Raw genomic sequence first — 565 nt, 5'->3', positions numbered from 1 at the left:
CCGCCCAGCCGACCAGGCCCGCGTCCACGGAGTTGACGTAGCCGCCGTCGACCCAGACCAGCCCGACCTGCGGGAACAGCTCCCGGATGCCGGCTAGGACCAGCTTCGCGCCCGCCCGGTCCTGCACCGAGGCCGAGTGCACCACCGCCCGCAGGACGAGGCCGCAGGTGTCCACCAGCAGATGCCGCTTGCGCCCCCGGACCCGCTTGCCCGCGTCGTAACCGACAGCCTGCCCGCCCTGGTGGCTGCGGACGGACTGCGAGTCCAGCACCGCCGCCGAGGGCTGCGGATCGCGTCCGTCGGCCGCACGCACCTTCTCGCGCAGCGCGTCGTGGACCCGGCTCCAGGTCCCGTCCGCACTCCAGGCCCGAAACCACCGGTAGGCCGCGTCCCACGGCGCCAGATCGCGCGGAACCAGCCTCCAGGCGCAACCCGTGACCAGGACGTACAGCACGGTGTCCACGACCAGCCGACGCGGGAACTTCAGCGGCCGGCCCGCCCGGCGCGGATCGCGCCGCGGCAGCAGCGGCTCGATCACAGCCCACTGAGCATCCGTCAACGACGA

1 protein-coding gene is annotated in these 565 nt (G+C 73.6%); it reads right to left on the bottom strand.

Annotated elements, in window-relative coordinates; all coding sequences use genetic code 11:
• Positions 1-538 (bottom strand): IS5 family transposase (locus ABD345_RS40105; protein WP_425556973.1); only part of this gene is annotated, 538 nt, incomplete at its 3' end.
• Positions 539-565: the final 27 nt, after the last annotated feature.

The sequence above is a fragment of the Kitasatospora saccharophila genome (genome assembly GCF_039529925.1).
Classification (GTDB): Bacteria; Actinomycetota; Actinomycetes; order Streptomycetales; family Streptomycetaceae; genus Kitasatospora; species Kitasatospora saccharophila.
The sequence above is the reverse complement of the archived record's forward strand: the minus strand, read 5'-3'. Positions and strand labels throughout refer to the sequence as shown.